Source organism: Aliiroseovarius marinus (genome assembly GCF_004360145.1).
In the GTDB taxonomy this organism is placed as follows: domain Bacteria; phylum Pseudomonadota; class Alphaproteobacteria; order Rhodobacterales; family Rhodobacteraceae; genus Aliiroseovarius; species Aliiroseovarius marinus.
Window position 1 is genome coordinate 22,553 of sequence record NZ_SAIT01000022.1, and the last position, 16,365, is coordinate 38,917.

General features: G+C 60.1%; 14 protein-coding genes. 7 read left to right on the plus strand and 7 right to left on the minus strand.

Annotation, left to right across the window (positions count from 1 at the left end; all coding sequences use genetic code 11):
* Window positions 1-54 precede the first annotated feature (54 nt).
* The 5 genes from EOL43_RS14155 (at window position 55) to EOL43_RS14175 (ending at window position 3,625) form a co-directional block, all read left to right on the plus strand.
* Window positions 55-576, plus strand: coding sequence for an SspB family protein (locus EOL43_RS14155; RefSeq protein WP_133489567.1), 522 nt, complete (start codon window positions 55-57; stop codon window positions 574-576).
* A 113-nt stretch (window positions 577-689) separates the two neighbouring features.
* The gene (locus EOL43_RS14160; protein ID WP_240686566.1) at window positions 690-1,214 is read left to right on the plus strand and encodes a class I SAM-dependent methyltransferase; all 525 of its coding nucleotides are present in this window, start codon (window positions 690-692) and stop codon (window positions 1,212-1,214) included.
* A gap of 116 nt (window positions 1,215-1,330) precedes the next feature.
* Entirely contained in the window at window positions 1,331-2,725 is a 1,395-nt protein-coding gene (gene fumC, locus EOL43_RS14165; RefSeq protein WP_133489569.1) for a class II fumarate hydratase, read from the plus strand.
* Window positions 2,725-2,907, plus strand: coding sequence for a DUF4169 family protein (locus EOL43_RS14170; RefSeq protein WP_133489570.1), 183 nt, complete (start codon window positions 2,725-2,727; stop codon window positions 2,905-2,907). The genes fumC and EOL43_RS14170 overlap by 1 nt, the downstream gene beginning before the upstream one ends.
* Before the next feature lie 490 nt (window positions 2,908-3,397).
* A complete protein-coding gene (locus tag EOL43_RS14175) occupies window positions 3,398-3,625 on the plus strand; it encodes a ribbon-helix-helix domain-containing protein (protein ID WP_133489571.1) in 228 nt (75 codons plus the stop codon).
* Between the two features lie 11 nt (window positions 3,626-3,636).
* Here EOL43_RS14175 and EOL43_RS14180 read toward each other — a convergent pair whose 3' ends face one another.
* The 4 genes from EOL43_RS14180 to EOL43_RS14195 all read right to left on the minus strand — a co-directional run bounded on the left by EOL43_RS14180 (window position 3,637) and on the right by EOL43_RS14195 (window position 7,468).
* Window positions 3,637-3,831: a hypothetical protein gene (locus EOL43_RS14180; RefSeq protein WP_133489572.1), complete on the minus strand. Its 195-nt coding sequence runs from the start codon at window positions 3,829-3,831 to the stop codon at window positions 3,637-3,639.
* A gap of 179 nt (window positions 3,832-4,010) precedes the next feature.
* Window positions 4,011-5,393 carry a cytochrome P450 gene (locus EOL43_RS14185; RefSeq protein ID WP_133489573.1) on the minus strand — a complete coding sequence of 461 codons (1,383 nt, stop codon included), beginning with the start codon at window positions 5,391-5,393 and terminating at the stop codon, window positions 4,011-4,013.
* Window positions 5,390-6,634 carry a hypothetical protein gene (locus EOL43_RS14190; protein ID WP_133489574.1) on the minus strand — a complete coding sequence of 415 codons (1,245 nt, stop codon included), beginning with the start codon at window positions 6,632-6,634 and terminating at the stop codon, window positions 5,390-5,392. Before EOL43_RS14190 ends, EOL43_RS14185 begins: the two co-directional genes overlap by 4 nt.
* Window positions 6,635-6,715: 81 nt before the next feature.
* On the minus strand, window positions 6,716-7,468 hold the full coding sequence (locus EOL43_RS14195; protein ID WP_133489575.1) for a cytochrome c biogenesis CcdA family protein: 753 nt from the start codon (window positions 7,466-7,468) through the stop codon (window positions 6,716-6,718).
* A 116-nt stretch (window positions 7,469-7,584) separates the two neighbouring features.
* On the opposite strand from EOL43_RS14195, the gene EOL43_RS14200 reads away from it, so the two are divergent.
* Complete coding sequence (locus EOL43_RS14200) at window positions 7,585-7,821, plus strand: sulfurtransferase TusA family protein (RefSeq protein ID WP_133489576.1); 237 nt, start codon at window positions 7,585-7,587, stop codon at window positions 7,819-7,821.
* A 49-nt stretch (window positions 7,822-7,870) separates the two neighbouring features.
* Here the strand turns inward: EOL43_RS14200 and EOL43_RS14205 are convergent, their stop codons facing one another.
* Together EOL43_RS14205 and EOL43_RS14210 are read right to left on the minus strand one after the other, a co-directional pair.
* On the minus strand, window positions 7,871-10,837 hold the full coding sequence (locus tag EOL43_RS14205) for an Rne/Rng family ribonuclease (protein ID WP_133489577.1): 2,967 nt from the start codon (window positions 10,835-10,837) through the stop codon (window positions 7,871-7,873).
* A gap of 577 nt (window positions 10,838-11,414) precedes the next feature.
* Window positions 11,415-13,949, minus strand: a complete 2,535-nt coding sequence (locus EOL43_RS14210; RefSeq protein WP_133489578.1) for a penicillin-binding protein 1A — start codon at window positions 13,947-13,949, stop codon at window positions 11,415-11,417.
* Window positions 13,950-14,147: 198 nt separating this feature from the next.
* On the opposite strand from EOL43_RS14210, the gene EOL43_RS14215 reads away from it, so the two are divergent.
* The gene (locus EOL43_RS14215; protein WP_133489579.1) at window positions 14,148-15,974 is read left to right on the plus strand and encodes a M3 family oligoendopeptidase; all 1,827 of its coding nucleotides are present in this window, start codon (window positions 14,148-14,150) and stop codon (window positions 15,972-15,974) included.
* Window positions 15,975-16,171: 197 nt separating this feature from the next.
* Here EOL43_RS14215 and EOL43_RS15425 read toward each other — a convergent pair.
* The coding region (locus EOL43_RS15425) for a hypothetical protein (protein ID WP_205669559.1) at window positions 16,172-16,365 on the minus strand (194 nt) is incomplete at its 5' end.

A 16,365-nucleotide genomic window follows, 5' to 3' on the forward strand; every position in this document is an offset into this window, starting at 1 on the left:
CCCTTCCCCGCGCCCTGCCCCTATTCTGACCCAAAGCGCAGGAGGATCACCCGCATGTCCGACCAGATCGACTATGGAAACCTGATGCATGACGCCATGCGCAGTCTGATCCGCAAAGTTCTGGATGATGTCGCGCGTGACGGTCTGCCCGGAGAGCACCATTTCTTCATCAATTTCGACACGCATCACGAGGATGTCGAGATCGCGGACTGGATGGTGGATCGCTTCCCCGACGACATGACCATCGTCCTACAACACTGGTTCGAAGATCTGGACGTGCGCCCGGATGGATTCGCCGTGACGCTGAATTTCGGCGACGTGCCCGAGCGCCTTTATGTGCCCTTTGATGCCATCCGCACCTTCGTGGACCCCTCGGTCGAGTTCGGCCTGCGGTTTGAACTTCAGGAAGAACATCACCCGGATCTGCATCTGGCCGGAGACGAAGATCTTCTGGCCGAAGAAGAGCAGCCCGTGGCGGACCCCGAACATGACGATACCGAAGCGGCCTTTGCCGAGGATGTGGAAGAAGAGCAGCACGACGCAGAAATTGTCAGCCTGGACAGTTTCCGCAAATAACTCCGCCGTCGCGGATCATCGCCATACAGCCGTTACATTCCCCCGCCAGACTGCGAAAAACGTCAGTTGTGGGGACTGTGATGGCTTCGAATATCTCTCTTTTTCTAGGGCAAATGCTGCGGCGCCCGACGCAGGTGGTGGCGATCGCGCCGTCCTCGGCCGCTGTGGCACGCAAGATGACCGAGGGGCTGGAAGACACCACCGGTCCCGTGGTGGAAATCGGCCCCGGCACTGGCAGCTTCACCCGCGCCATTCTGAAACGCGGGGTGGCGCCTGAGCGCCTGACCCTTCTGGAAACCAACCCCGAGTTCTGCAAGGCGCTGACCCGCGACTTTCCGGGTGTTACCGTCCTGAACCGTCCCGCGCAGGACATCCGCGATCTTGGGCTGACAGACATCGGCGCCGTGATCTCGGGCGTGCCGGTTCTGGCCCGCCCAACTATCCAGCGCGAGGTTTTGGGGCGTGCCTTCGACGTGATGTCTCCGCGCGGGTTCTTCACCCAGATCACCTATGCGCCGAACAGCCCTGTCTCGGAAGAGATGCAAATCGAGCTCGGGATTTACGCCCGCCATCGCGGTGTGGTGTGGGGCAACCTGCCCCCGGCCCGTGTCTACGAATTCCGCCGTCAGACGCACTAATGCCAGTCTGCACAGAGGATACCGCAATCGTTAGCGGTATCCCACGGTATACAGGATTGAACTTTGCGCCCATTCCGCTATGAAGAACGCGGTATTTTTGACAAAGGCGCAAAGACATGACCCAGACCCGCACCGAATCCGACAGCTTTGGCCCGCTCGAGGTTCCTTCCGACAAGTATTGGGGCGCTCAGACGCAGCGTTCGATCATGAACTTCCCCATCGGTTGGGAAAAACAGCCCGTGGCCATCGTCCGCGCCCTTGGCGTGATCAAGCAGGCCTGTGCTGAAGCCAACAAAGCATCGGGCGCCATGAACGCCGACATCGCGGATGCGGTCATTCAGGCGGCAAGCGAAGTGGTTGCTGGCAAGTTTGACGACAACTTCCCGCTGGTGGTCTGGCAGACCGGCTCGGGCACCCAGTCGAATATGAACGCCAACGAAGTCATCGCCAACCGCGCGATTGAGATCATGGGCGGCGTCATCGGCTCGAAAGACCCGGTACACCCGAACGATCACTGCAACATGGGTCAGTCGTCGAACGACACCTTCCCGACCGCCATGCACATCGCCACCGCCATGACGGTCCGTGACGTGCTGCTGCCCGGTCTGGAAAAGCTTCTGAAAGGTCTTGAGGCCAAGGAAGAAGAATTCAAAGACATCATCAAGATCGGCCGCACCCACACGCAGGACGCGACCCCTCTGACGCTGGGTCAGGAATTCTCGGGCTATGCCCACATGATCCGTCAGGGCATTGCCCGCGTGAAAGCCGCCCTGCCCGGCATCTACGAGCTGGCTCAAGGCGGCACCGCTGTTGGTACTGGCCTGAACACCAAGCAAGGCTGGGGCGAAGAAGTCGCCGCCAACATGGCGCGCATCACCGACCTGCCCTTCGTCACCGCCCCGAACAAGTTCGAAGCTCTGTCAGCCCATGACGCCATGGTCTTCATGTCGGGCGCTTTGGCCACGGTGGCTGGCAGCTGCTACAAAATCGCCAACGACATCCGCTTCCTGGGCTCGGGTCCGCGCTCGGGTCTGGGCGAGCTGATCCTGCCCGAAAACGAGCCGGGCTCATCGATCATGCCGGGTAAGGTGAACCCGACCCAAGCCGAGGCCCTGACTCAGGTTGCCGCGCACGTCATGGGCAACGACGCTGCGATGAAATTCGCCGGTTCGCAGGGTCACTTTGAACTCAACGTCTATAACCCGATGATGAGCTACAACCTGCTGCAGTCGATCCAACTGCTGGGAGACGCCACTGACAGCTTCACCGAGCGTATGCTGAACGGCATCAAAGCCAACGAGCCGCGCATCGACAAGCTGATGAAGGAAAGCCTGATGCTGGTGACAGCTCTGGCCCCCACCATCGGCTATGACAACGCGACCACCGTGGCCAAGACCGCGCACAAGAACGGCACCACCCTGAAGGAAGAGGCGATCGCCCTTGGCTTCGTGGATGAAGAGACATTCGATGCTGTCGTCCGCCCCGAGCAGATGATCGGCCCGAAAGCCTGATGGAAAAGCCGGTCAACCTGAACCGGTATCGAAAAGAAAAAGCGCGGGCCGACAAAAAGGCCCGCGCAGACCAGAACGCGGTGAAATTTGGCCGGACCAAGGCCCAGAAAGACGCCGAAAAAGCTGAAACGGCGCGGATCACGCGGCTGTTCGACGGTCACAAACAGGATCGTGACGAATGAGACGCCAGTTGTTTGGCGTCATCGGCTTCACAGTCACAGCCCTCGCCACAGGGATCTGTTTGAATTTTCTGTTTATGTCCGTTTCGGCACTTTGCGAGACCCCAGGCTCAAATATCCCCTACTATAGATCCTATGGAAACTTCTGGGCCATTCTAGACAGCCACTTCATTGGGTCCAAGCGCGACAACTACATCTACTATCCCACGCTTCTCCTCAACTCAGTCATTCTTGGAGTGCCAAGCTGTCTGGTGGTTCTAAGTTTCATCAACTGGCTTGTCCCCAGAACAAGAGCTAGTATTGCTGTAGTCGCCGCTGCGAGCTTGCCGCCGATAGTCGTTTCGGTTTTCATCCTTACGGTCGCTCTCACACACCGAACACACGGATATGTTGGGAGTTGGAGTTGGCCATCTCTACCAAAATGGGCCGAAGCAGCATCCTGCACCCGAACAGTTGACCGTAAGAACTGGTTCATATTCAGGGGAACCCCGCTTTGACCCATCGCCCTCAAAAACATTCGCTCACCCTCCACGGCCACCGCACCTCCGTGTCGTTAGAACCCGAGTTCTGGAAAGCCTTTCAGGACATCGCAAAAGCGCGCGGCCTGCCCTTGAACGCACTGGCTGCCGAGATCGACAACGCCCGGGGCGTGGATCGGGGGCTTGCATCCGCCATCCGCGTCTATGTGCTTGAATACATCCAGCGTCAGTCCAAGGGCTAAGCCCCGTCGGGCTAATCCCACAAGGCCGCGCGGATCCGTTCGGTTCTGCATTTCTCGCGCAGTTTTTCGGGGGTCAAACCGTCACGATCCTGATCAGCGCGCAGCACATCATTGAAGATGCCCTCGATCTCTTCGCGGGACACTTTTTCCTCGCGTTCGACTTTATCGACACGCACGCCAAACAGTCGCCAGGCCGGAAGCACCATGCGATAAGTGAATCCTTTCTGTGTCGACGATTTGGCAGCCGTGGACTTCATCACATTCCCCAATGTGTTTCCCCTGTTGGAAAACATATTGTCCGGGTTGACGTTTTGGGAAACGGGGAAAAGCACTGCGTCGGTCACCCAACATGCAGGATGCGCAATAACCCGCTGAAATAAAGCGCCTATTGCCTCTCGTCACGAGGCGAGATCGACAGCCAGATCCCGTCTTTGCCCCGTACGGTCAGGTGCGCCACGGGCATCGCGGGCCGGTTTTCGACCAGCTCAAACCGATAGGATCGCATTAGCATGGACAGGATCAACGGCCCTTCGATCATCGCAAATCCCGAGCCCGGACAGACCCGCTGCCCGGCCGAAAACGGGATATAGGCGTCGCGCAGGCATTCTTTCCCGTTCGGCGTCTGGAACCGTTCGGGGTCGAACGCGTCAGGCTGGTCCCACAGGCGCTCATGGCGGTGCAAATGCCATGGGCTGAGGACAATTTGACTACCCACAGGGACCTTGCGGGCGCGGAACTGCTCGGGACAGGTCGTTTCGCGTACCATCATGGGCACCGGGGGATAGAGGCGCATGGTCTCGCGAAACACATCCCGCGACAGACGAAGCTTTGACATGACCGAGAAATAGGCCTTCTCGGGATCTATCTGTTCCTGCGCCTCTTGGGCCACCCGCTCCTGCCAATCGGGGTAGAGCGCCAGAAGGTACAGCGCCCACGCCAAGGCCGAAGCGCTGGTTTCGTGCCCGGCCAGAAAGAAAATCGCGACCTGATCGACCATCTCGTCCGTGTCGAAACACGCGCCCGTTTCCGGGTCCGGCGTGGTCATAATCTTGGTGGCCAGATCATCCGGCGCAGTTCCCGACTGAATGGCCTGCATTCGATCTTGCGTCAGCTGCTGGATCAATCCGCGAATGAGTTTCGCCGTGCGCTTGGTGTCGCGTTTGTGGAAGCGCGGGAACCACTTCGGCAGCGGCAAAAATGCACCAAGGTTCAACACGGGCTGGGTGCGCTGGTGATCCTTGAACTCGGCAAAGACACGGCTGGCGACCTCATGCTCGATCGGGATCGAAAAGAGCGTGCGGAAGATCACGTCGGCAGCGGCGTGGCTGGTGTGGCTTTCGATCTCGACCGGTTGGCCATTGGAATGTGCTTCAAACCGCGCAACAGCTGCGTTGGCGGCGTCCCACATGGCCGGGAAAACCTCGCGCAGGCGGCCACCTTCAAAGGCTGGGTCAATGATGCGCCGCTGGCGTTTCCAGACCTCACCGTTGGTCACAAAAACCGAGTTCCCCAGAAGCGGCGCCAGCCCCTCGCGGATTCGGTCGGATTTCGGGAAGTCGTCCGGACGGCCCTTCAGTACCAGATCGACCAGCTCGGGATCGTTGCACATATAGCTGCGGAAAAACGGGGTCCGAAACTCGGCCATCCACGCGCGATACAGCCGCGCCGGCTGGGCCGACAGGATGTCCTTGCGAAAGAGCTTCGCATAGCGCCACAGCGACACCTGACCGGGGCGTGAGGGCGGCTTCGGGGGCAACGGATCCGTCATGGCACCATCGATCTGTATTTCGAGGCCGGAACGTCAATGCGACTTTTCGACGGGCGGCGGTCGCGATAGCGATCCCGCAGTGTTTTCGGCCCGGCGGTGATCTGGAAATAGTCATAGTCCCTCGGGCGGTCGAAGGCGCAGAGATACTGGAAATGCAGCCGGAAGAACCGCCAGCGCAGCGCGGCCCAGCGTTCGGGCGATAGCGATTGCGTAAAGGCGGCCGAGAACACCAAAGGCCAGCGCTTGCCCCGCTCTGGCGCGACGCCCGACACCGACACTGGGTCACATAGCGCAAAGGCACAGCCATCCCCCGGCGCGGTCACGTCGACCCATGCGATCTGATCCTGTTGGCTCAGCAGGTGCAGGTCACGCCTGAGACGCCCGGCCTTGGGCAGGAAGCTGACCATCGGGACCACTTGGCCAAGCGTCAGAAAATTCAGCTGCGGGCCGGTTTTGGGCACCCTGCCCTGCGCCAGAAGATCCGACAGGATCGACACGCCCAGATGCGCGCCTGAGCTATGGCCGATCACCAGCACCTCGTCCACATCGGTGGCCAGAGCCTCGGCAATCTGATCTCCAAACTGGGCCATCCGCGCCTCAAGCTCGGGCGGGTTAGCGCCCTTGGTCGAGGCCGAATAGCTGTAGTCGTGCATCAGGTAGTAAATGAACAGCTTGTTGTCGATCTTGCGAAACCAGATCAGCAAGGCCGCGGCAATCGCCAGCATCACCATCCAGCCCAGAATAGACCCCAGAAGCGGCGACAGCCCGCTGACGATCCACTCGACCAGCCCGCCAAGGATCCCGCCGACGATCAGCGCCAAGACCAGTTGCAAGATCAACGCCACCACCGGATAGAGCGCCGCGATCACCGGCCCCTTGCGCAGCCACATCAACCGCCGAAGCGCCCCTGTGCTGATATAGGTCCACGCGGTGCGGGCCATCATCAGGTAGGTCTGCGCGATGTTCAGCTGCATGCTGTCGCGCACGATGTCGGACCAGACCAGCACATCGAACTCGGCCTCGACCTCGTGACCGTCGATCCGGCCCAGCACCTGCCAGCCATAGGTGGCGGCGCCTTGCCGCCCAATCAGATCAATCTCATACCCCGAGATGTCGGCCTGCGCGGCCCCTTCTGTGCGATAGAGCTCGCGATAGCGGCGTGGATGAATAGGATCGTAGCCCGGAATGTAAAACACCCGGCGACGGCGCACGTTTTTCGATGTGTCGGCGTGGTTACTCATCTGCCCGGCCTGTAATTTCTGGCAGGTTAAACCGGAATGGTTAAGGACATAACCCCCGGGATGCAGAATTCACGGTCGAAGTTAGCCCAGCGTTGCCATGGCCGGAAACATCTCGAGCAGCCAGTACGAGAAGCGCGAGAAACCGCCCGTCAGCATCAACAGCCCGATGGTCCACAGAAGCAGGCCCATGATCCGCTCGATCCGCTCCATATGGCGCTTCATAAAGGCCATAAGACCGCCAAGGCGCGCGAAAAAAGCGGCAAACAGCAAGAACGGGATGCCAAGGCCAATCGCATAAACGGCCAGCAGGAACGTACCCCGTGCAACCGAGCCTTCGCTGGCGGCCAGTGCCAGAATGGCACCAAGCTGAGGCCCAATACAGGGCGTCCACCCAAACGCAAAGGCCAGACCCAGCAGATAGGCCCCAAAAGCGCTGCCGCCTTGGTCACCCGCGTCCAGTCGCGCCTCGCGGTTCAGAAACGGGATCGAGATCACGCCAAGGAAATGCGCGCCGAAGACCATGACGACCACGCCTGCGATGCCCGCAAACAGCGTCTGGTTGGCAAGGAACATCGCCCCGAAGGCGGAGGCCGCAAAGCCTAGGAACAGAAACACCGTCGACAAGCCCAGCACGAAGAAGAGCGCGGCCAGCAAGACCTTCCCCCGGCCCGCACCGCGGTCGTTCATCTCGGACATGCTGACCCCGGACATATAGGCCAGATAGGGCGGCACGATGGGCAGCACGCAGGGACTGAGGAAGCTCAGGATGCCCGCGATAAACGCGATGGTCAGGGCAGGCACTAGGCTTGCGTCGATCAGTTCAATTCCAAACATAAGCTTCACATAGCGCGGGTTTCGGGCGGCGTCACCTGCCGCTTTGTCACATCTGCGCGACAAATTGCGATCCCGTGGCAGATGGACAGCGATTTGCGCAGCGGTTATGGAAAATCATGACCTATGATGACGATCTGGATGCCATCGGGCTTTTGTGCCCCCTGCCTGTTCTGAAAGCCCGCAAGCGGTTGAAATCACTTGCACCGGGCCAGATCCTGCGGCTTCAAGCGACGGATCCTGCCGCCGTGATTGATGTTCCGCATTTCTGCGCGGAACAAGGGCACGAGCTTGTGGGGCAGGATGAGACGTCCGGCCCGGACGGCGTGACCTACTACTTCATCAAACACGGCTAAACGAAAAAAGCCGGGCGCGATGCCCGGCTTTTTCATTTTGTGCGTCCAATTAGCGGTTCAGCGACCACCAGCCTTTGCGCTTGGGCTTCGGTGGCTCGTCCGAGGCCACCTCGGCCACAGGAGTGGGTTCCGGCGCGGGTTCGGCTGCGACAGCGGGTGCTTCGGCAACGGCCACCTCGACCGGCGCTGGTGCAGATTCTGCAGGAGCTACCTCGGCAGGCGCAGGTGCAGCTTCTTCTGCAACCGGTTCAGCCTTCTTGCGCGTCGTACGTTTGCGCGTGGTCTTCTTGGGCTTCTCTTCCTCGGCAGGGGCGTCTTCCGCCTTGGCTTCGGCCTCTGCTTCTACTGGAGCTTCCTCTGCCTTCGGCTTCTTCGCACGGCTCGCCCGCTTGCGCTTGGGCTTTTCTTCCGCGACCTCTTCCGAAGCTTCCGGTTTGGCCTCTTCAGCCGCCTCGGAAGTGTCCGCCTCGGCCGCTTTCGCCTCTTCCTCGGCTTTCGCCTTCGAGGTCCGACGCTTGCGCGCGGGCTTCTTGGGCTTTTCTTCCTCGGCAGGCGCTTCAGCGTCTACAGCCTCGGTCGCAACGGCATCAGTGCCTTCAGCATCCGCTGCAACTTCGTCGGCCTTCTTCTTACGCGACCGAGTGGCGCGCTTGCGCTTGGGCTTTTCTTCGGTCGCCTCTTCAGCGGCCTCGTTGGGCGCCTCTTCCGCGTCCGAAGCAGCTTCGGCGTCTGTGTCACCTTCCGACGCGGCCTTCTCGGCCTCGCCGTTCTCGGTCTGACCGTTCTCTTGCTGGTCATCCCCACCGCGACCGCGACGACGACGACGGCGACGACGGCGCTTCTTGGGCTTGTCCTCGCCTTCGGCTTCCGGGGTCTCTTCCGAAATCACCTCGGCCTCTTCAACGTCATCGATATCGGCCATGATGGACGCATCGACAGACACGACAGGCGCCGCATCCGGCACCACGCGCGTGGCGGTCTTGAACTTCTCAATCGTGTAATCCGGCGAGATCAGGAACGGATCAGCTTCGATCCGCACCGACATGCCGTAACGCGCCTCGATCTGCGCAATATGCTCGCGCTTGTTGTTCATCAGGAAGTTCACGATGCCGACAGGCGCCTTCACCAGAACCTCGCGCGAGCGACGGCGCACACCCTCCTCTTCCAGCTGACGCAGGATGTTCAGGGCAAGGTTGTCATCCGAGCGGATCAGACCCGTACCGTGGCAATGGTTACAGGGCTGGGTCGTTGCCTCGATCATGCCAGGACGCAGACGCTGACGGCTCATCTCCATCAGACCAAAGCCCGAGATGCGGCCCACCTGAATGCGCGCGCGGTCGGTCTTCAGCTTGTCTTTCATCCGCTTTTCAACGGCGGTGTTGTTGCGACGCTCGTCCATGTCGATGAAGTCGATCACGATAAGGCCCGCAAGGTCGCGCAGACGCAGCTGACGCGCCACTTCTTCCGCGGCCTCAAGGTTGGTCTTCAGCGCGGTTTCCTCGATCGAGCCTTCCTTGGTGGCCCGGCCCGAGTTCACGTCGATGGCGACCAGTGCCTCGGTCACGCCGATCACGATATAGCCACCGGATTTCAGCTGAACGGTCGGGTTGAACATACCCGACAGATAGCTTTCCACCTGATAGCGCGCGAAAAGCGGCATCGGGTCTTGGTAATGCTTCACGTTCTTGGCGTGGGACGGCATGATCATTTTCATGAAGTCCTTGGCCACGCGATAGCCGGCCTCGCCTTCTACAAACACCTCGTCAATCTCGCGCGAGTACAGATCGCGGATCGTGCGTTTGATCAGGTTGCCTTCTTCGTAGATCTTGGCGGGCGCGATCGATTCCAGCGTCAGTTCGCGGATCTGCTCCCACAGGCGCTGCAGGTATTCATAGTCGCGCTTAATCTCGGTCTTGGTGCGCTTGGCGCCCGCGGTCCGAACGATCAGGCCCGCACCCTTCGGCACGTCGATCTCGGCAGCGATTTCTTTCAGCTTCTTACGGTCCGAGGCGTTGGTGATCTTGCGGCTGATCCCGCCACCGCGTGCGGTGTTGGGCATAAGCACGCAATAGCGACCGGCCAGCGACAGATAAGTGGTCAGGGCAGCGCCCTTGTTGCCACGCTCTTCTTTCACGACCTGAACCAGAAGGATCTGGCGAACCTTGATCACTTCTTGGATCTTGTAACGCTTCGGGCGCGGCTTGCGGCGCGGACGGATTTCTTCGGTCGAGTCGTCGTCAGCCACGCGCTCGATCTGGTCGTCCTTCTCGGACGCTTCCAGCGGCTCGTCTTCGTCGTCTTCGTCGTCGCTGTCATCACCTGCATCGTCAGCTATCGCTTCGTCGGCATCGGCAGCAGGTGCCTCTTCTGCGTCGGCGGTCTCGGCTACCGCTTCTTCAGCGGCTTCAACTTCTGGTGCGGCCTCTTCCGAGGTCGCCTCGGCGTCAGCGACAGGTGCTTCTGCCGCATCCGAGGCAGCTTCTACAGCTGCGTCATCCACTGGCTCTTCCACCGGGGTTTCCGCAACCAGATCCATCGGCGAATGACCTTCATCGGTATCCGATCCGCCATCGTCCAGATCAATCACATCCATCCCGCTGGCGGACTGATCGATCTCTTTGGTGGCGACCGCATCATCCGACTTGGTCTCTTCCGCCTTCGAGCGCGAACGCGAACGACGGCGGCGACGTGTCTTGGGCTTGTCGTCTTCGGCGGCCATTGCTTCTGCGTAGGCACGCTCTTCTTCCAGCAGTGCTTCACGGTCGGCGACCGGGATCTGATAATAATCCGGGTGGATTTCCGAGAACGCCAAGAACCCGTGGCGATTTCCGCCGTAGTCGACAAATGCCGCCTGAAGCGACGGTTCGACCCGTGTTACTTTTGCCAGATAAATGTTGCCAGCGAGCTGGCGTTTGTTTTCGGATTCAAAGTCAAATTCCTCGACCTTGTTTCCGTCGACCACCACAACCCGAGTTTCCTCGGCGTGGGTGGCGTCGATAAGCATCTTCTTTGCCATGTTGTCTTTCTGCACCCGGATCGCCGCGCTCGTCCCGGGGGACGCGCTTGGGGAAAGGGGTGACTTGTCAGGGCGAGCAGATGCGGGGGATGGGACAACACCTGAAGGGGCGTACGCCCCCCTGCCTGTCCTTGCTCGATCCTCGCACGCATCATCGCGTTTCTTCTCCGGTCTCGCCTATCCTGTCCGGCCAAACCGGCGGTTCGTGCGAAACCCATTCACGTGCCCCCTTCGCTTTGCAAAGTCGGGCGTATTTTCAGACATCGGGGCAAGTTTTTACGAACCTGCTGCCGGGTCATCAATTTCCGGCTTCGGCGGCCAGTCCGTCATGCGGCTGCGTCCCGAAGCGCTCTTAGCCTGTCATGATGTGGTCTGCGGCATCTTTGGGCCGGCATCCGTCGCCATGACAGCGAAACTCTTGTGCGGGGTGCTTTTCAAAACGCACCACCGTCCTCAGAACATAAGTGTTCACCCCATAGAAAGACAATGGGCAAAATGCGATTCTGTGCATAAGTTTTCAGAGGGGTCCGGCAGGACCGCGGCAAAACCGTTCAACCTATGACTGCGAACCCGCTGATCAGTAGAGACCACCCGAGGACAGTGTTCCGAAATCCGCCTTGTCCGGCACCACCACCGTTTTCCCGGTCGAGGTTCGAACTTGTTCGCCCCCCGCCCCGTCACGATCAAACAGCGGCAGGTTCGATCCCATGGCAAAGCCACCATCGAACATCACGCCAAACAGCGGCTCTTCGCCATCGCGGAAATACTCGGCCACCACATATTCGCCGGTGGCATCATCTGGAAGACGCGCACCCGAGAAGCGGTCGATCTTGATGAAATGCCCACCTTCGGGCACTGCGAAATCACCGCCGCCCAGCTCTTTCACCGCCTCGGACATAAAGCGGTTGAACACGGGGCCACACATGCCACCGCCTGACGCCCCAGGCATACTGCGCGGGCGGTCATAGCCGATGTAGCAGCCCGCCACGATGTTCGAGGTAAAGCCCACAAACCACACATCGCGCGCATCATTGGTCGTGCCCGTCTTGCCAGCGGTAGGGACTGGCAGGTTTACAGTCCGGCTGGCCGTCCCGCGCTGCACAACACCGCGCATCATCGAGGTCAACTGATACGCCGTGATCGCGTCCATCACGCGTTCTCGGTTGCTTTTGATCCACGGCTCGGCCCCGGCGGCCAGCACCGGATCGTCACAATCCACACAGTCGCGGCGGTCGTGGCGATAGATCGTCCGCCCCCAGCGGTCCTGCACGCGGTCGACCAGTGTAGGCTCCACGCGTTCACCGCCATTGGCAAACATGGCGTAGGCCGCCACCATCTTGAAAAGCGTTGTTTCCTCAGAGCCAAGCGAGTTGGCGAGGAACGGGTTCATCTGGTCATAGACGCCGAAACGCTCGGCATAGCCGGCCACCGTGTCCATCCCGATTTCCTGCGCAAGACGCACAGTCATCAGGTTCCGCGATTGCTCGATCCCGGTACGCAACGGCGTCGGGCCGTAAAACTCGTTCGAGGCGTTCTTGGGGCGCCAGATCTTGCCGCCGCTTTCCACCTCGATCGGCGCGTCGATCACGATGGTGGCCGGGGAAAAACCGCTGTCCAACGCTGCCGCGTAGACGAAGGGCTTAAAGCTCGATCCTGGCTGGCGCTGCGCCTGTGTCGCGCGGTTATAGACCGAATGCTGATAGCTGAAGCCACCCTGCATCGCGATTACACGCCCGGTGTTGACGTCCATCGCCATGAAGCCGCCCTGCACTTCCGGGATCTGGCGCAGGGTCCAGCGGACAAAGCTGCCATCGGCGTCTTTCACCATGCGGCGCACATGCACGACCTCGCCGACCTTCAGAAGATCGCCCGCCACACGGGCCTTACGCCCAAGGCTGCCATCCTCGCCCAAGCGGCGTGCCCATGTGACGTCCTTGGCCGGGATCCAGTGTCCGTCATCATCCTCTTCGACACCTTCAATACCGATGCGCGCGTCATTATTGCCGACCTCAAGCACGACGGCAGGATACCAGCCTTCGATGTCGCGCGGGAATTTGGTGTCGGCCAGCGCCTGACGCCAGCCTGCCTCATCCGACAGCGCGCCTTCGGGCAAAGTTACGCCGGTGGGGCGCCAGACACCCCGGCCCCGGTCATATTCTTCGAGCCCTTGGCGCAGGCTGGCTGCGGCCACATCTTGCAGCTTCGGGTTCTCGGTCGCGCGAATGGTGAGACCACCGGCAAAGAACTCTTCTTCGCCGAAATCGCGGCTCAACTGGCGGCGAATTTCATCGGTGAAATAGTCACGATCCGGCAATGCGGTGCGGAAGCCCTCGAAATCGCCATTCTGGACCGAGCGCAGGGGCAGCTCTTTCTCGGCCTCATAGATCGCCTGATCCAGATAGCCGTTCTGATACATCTCGCGCAGCACATAGTTGCGTCGCCCCAACGCGGCCTCTTTGTTGCGGACCGGGTGCAGTTTTGCAGGCTTTTTCGGCAGCGTTGCCAAATAGGCAGCCTCGTGCGGTTCCAACTGGTCGAGCGTCTTGTTGAAATAGGTCTGGGCGGCGGCGGTCACACCGTAAGAGTTCTGGCCCAAGAAGATCTCGTTCAGATACAGCGCCAGAATGTCATCCTTCGACAGGGTGTTTTCCAGACGCACCGACAGGATCAACTCCTTGATCTTCCGTTCGGCGGATCGTTCCGAGGACAGTAGGAAGTTCTTCACAACCTGCTGCGGAATGGTCGACGCACCACGCAGCGCCCCACCGCGCGCCGCTTCAAGCGCCGCAGCCGCGATCCCGCGGGGGTCAAACCCTGCGTGATTGTAGAAGTTTTTATCCTCGGCCGAGATAAAGGCGTGCTTCACAAGGTCGGGAATTTCGTCCGCGGGCGTAAACAGGCGACGCTCCTGTGCGAACTCGTCCATCAGCTGACCTTCACCTGAATAGACCCGGCTGATCGTTGCCGGCGTATAGTTCGCCAGCTGTTCGTGGCTGGGCAAGTCTCTGGAATACATCCAGAAAACGCCCCCCACGACCAAAGCGGCCATGAAGATCGCAAGGGTGATGCCAGTAAACATCGCACCGAATATACCAAGGACGAATCTGATCACGCCGCACGCTCCTAAGGATGGTTGCCTTTCCTATAAAGGGACCACCGGGCCGGGTCAAAACCCCCCAGGGGGGGAAATCGGCCATTTCCCGCCCCCTAGACGAAGGCGCCGCGCCTCGTGATCAGAACCTGCGCGCGCCCGATTGCAACCCCGTCCCCCACCGCCTATGTCTTGGGAAACCACATTTTCGGAGGTCCCATGTTTTCCACCCTACCCCCTCAAATTCTGCGCGATGCAACTGCTGGTACGGGCGACAACCCGTTTGGGGATCTGCCGGAATGGGATCTGTCGGATCTGTACCCGAGCCAAGACGCGCCCGAGCTTGAGCGTGATCTGGGCTGGCTGGAGAACGCCTGTGCGGACTTCGCCCAGACCTATCAGGGGAAACTGGCAGGGCTGGATGCTGCGGGTATGCTCGACTGCGTGCTGGCCTATGAAAAGATCGAGATGATCGGCGGCCGCATCATGTCCTTCGCGGGCCTGCGCTATTATCAGGAAACCACCGACGCGGACCGCGCGCAGTTCTTCCAAAACTGCCAAGAACAGATCACCGTCTTCACCGCTCCCTTGGTCTTCTTTTCGCTCGAAGTGAACCGGATTGATGACACCGTTCTGAACGGCTGGTTCGCCGACAACGCCGACCTGGCCCGCTACAAACCCGTCTTCGACCGCCTGCGCGCCATGCGCCCCTATCAGCTGTCGGACGAGCTGGAACAGTTCCTGCATGACAAGTCCTCGGTCGGGGCGTCTGCGTGGAATACACTGTTTGATGAAACCGTCGCCGGGCTGATGTTTACTGTAAACGGCGAAGAGCGTGGGCTGGAAGCCACCGCCAACCTTCTGACCGAACAGGACCGTGCCACACGCCAAGCCGCCTCGGAAGAGATCGCCCGCGTACTGGGCGAAAACATCAAGATTTTCTCGCGCGTGCACAACACGCTCGCCAAGGAAAAGGCCATCGAGGATCAGTGGCGCAACATGCCCACCCCGCAGACTGGCCGCCACCTGTCGAACCACGTGGAACCCGAAGTTGTCGAGGCGCTGCGCAACGCGGTTGTCGACGCCTACCCGCGCCTGTCCCACCGCTATTACGAGCTGAAGCGCAAATGGTTGGGTCTGGACCGCATGCAGGTCTGGGACCGTAACGCGCCGCTTCCGATGGAAGACGACACGCTGGTCAGTTGGCCCGAGGCCGAGAAGACCGTGATGGACGCCTATGCAGCCTTCGACCCGCGCATGGCCGAGATCGCTAAGCCCTTCTTCACCGATGGCTGGATCGACGCAGGTGTGAAGCCCGGCAAGGCCCCCGGCGCCTTCGCACACCCCACCGTCACCGACGCGCACCCCTACGTGATGCTGAACTATCTGGGCAAACCGCGCGACGTGATGACGCTGGCGCACGAGTTGGGCCACGGCGTGCACCAAGTGCTGGCCGCCGATCAGGGCGAGATGCTGTCATCCACCCCGCTGACACTGGCCGAAACCGCGTCGGTGTTTGGCGAGATGCTGACCTTCCGCAAACTGCTGTCGGAAGCCAAAACGCAGGAAGAAAAGAAAGTCCTGCTGGCGGGTAAGGTCGAGGACATGATCAACACGGTCGTGCGCCAAATCGCCTTCTACGACTTCGAATGCAAACTCCACGCTGCCCGCGCCGAAGGCGAGCTGACACCCGATGACATCAACGCCATCTGGATGTCCGTGCAGGCCGAAAGCCTTGGCGAAGCCTTTGATTTCATGCCCGGATACGAAACCTTCTGGTCCTACATCCCCCACTTCGTCCACTCGCCCTTCTATGTCTACGCCTATGCGTTCGGCGACGGCTTGGTGAACGCGCTCTATGCCGTCTACGAAGAAGGCGACGCGGACTTCCAAGAGAAGTATTTCGAGATGCTGAAAGCCGGCGGCTCGAAGCACCACAAAGAGCTTCTGGCCCCGTTTGGACTGGACGCCTCGGACCCCAATTTCTGGGCCAAAGGGCTGTCGATGATCGAAGGCTTCATTGATGAGCTTGAGGCGATGGAGTGAGGCATACGCCGATAGCTTTGGGGCGCTGTGCCGACACAGTCCGGCGCCCTCTCGCGCTTTCGGTACGACCACCTAACTTCTCCTTTTTGGCGATAAGCACTTGCCCACGCCGGCAGGAAATATAGTTTTAATCTCAGAAGTTTATTAACCTGAAGAACGCTATGAAGAAAATCATTCTACTCGCCTGCCTCGCTGTGCTACCCAATGGCGCCGCGGCTCTGGATCAATCTGACCTTCTTGGAAAATGGACGTGCCATATGCCGGAGGAAACCGAGGACGGTTTGACAACCTCCATGACGGCCGATGTCGAGTTCGAAAATACTGGCCGATTTAGTGCCAAAATGACATTGATATAAAGGGCGGCGCAATATTGGACCACGGTAGCGCCGCC

Bases quoted from the DNA above. Each gene is read 5' to 3' on its own strand.
- EOL43_RS14155 (WP_133489567.1), top strand. From the start codon at position 55: ATGTCCGACCAGATCGACTATGGAAACCTGATGCATGACGCCATGCGC.
- EOL43_RS14160 (WP_240686566.1), top strand. From the start codon at position 690: ATGCTGCGGCGCCCGACGCAGGTGGTGGCGATCGCGCCGTCCTCGGCC.
- fumC (WP_133489569.1), top strand. From the start codon at position 1,331: ATGACCCAGACCCGCACCGAATCCGACAGCTTTGGCCCGCTCGAGGTT.
- EOL43_RS14170 (WP_133489570.1), top strand. From the start codon at position 2,725: ATGGAAAAGCCGGTCAACCTGAACCGGTATCGAAAAGAAAAAGCGCGG.
- EOL43_RS14180 (WP_133489572.1), bottom strand. From the start codon at position 3,831: ATGGTGCTTCCGGCCTGGCGACTGTTTGGCGTGCGTGTCGATAAAGTC.
- EOL43_RS14185 (WP_133489573.1), bottom strand. From the start codon at position 5,393: ATGACGGATCCGTTGCCCCCGAAGCCGCCCTCACGCCCCGGTCAGGTG.
- EOL43_RS14190 (WP_133489574.1), bottom strand. From the start codon at position 6,634: ATGAGTAACCACGCCGACACATCGAAAAACGTGCGCCGTCGCCGGGTG.
- EOL43_RS14195 (WP_133489575.1), bottom strand. From the start codon at position 7,468: ATGTTTGGAATTGAACTGATCGACGCAAGCCTAGTGCCTGCCCTGACC.
- EOL43_RS14200 (WP_133489576.1), top strand. From the start codon at position 7,585: ATGACCTATGATGACGATCTGGATGCCATCGGGCTTTTGTGCCCCCTG.
- EOL43_RS14205 (WP_133489577.1), bottom strand. From the start codon at position 10,837: ATGGCAAAGAAGATGCTTATCGACGCCACCCACGCCGAGGAAACTCGG.
- EOL43_RS14215 (WP_133489579.1), top strand. From the start codon at position 14,148: ATGTTTTCCACCCTACCCCCTCAAATTCTGCGCGATGCAACTGCTGGT.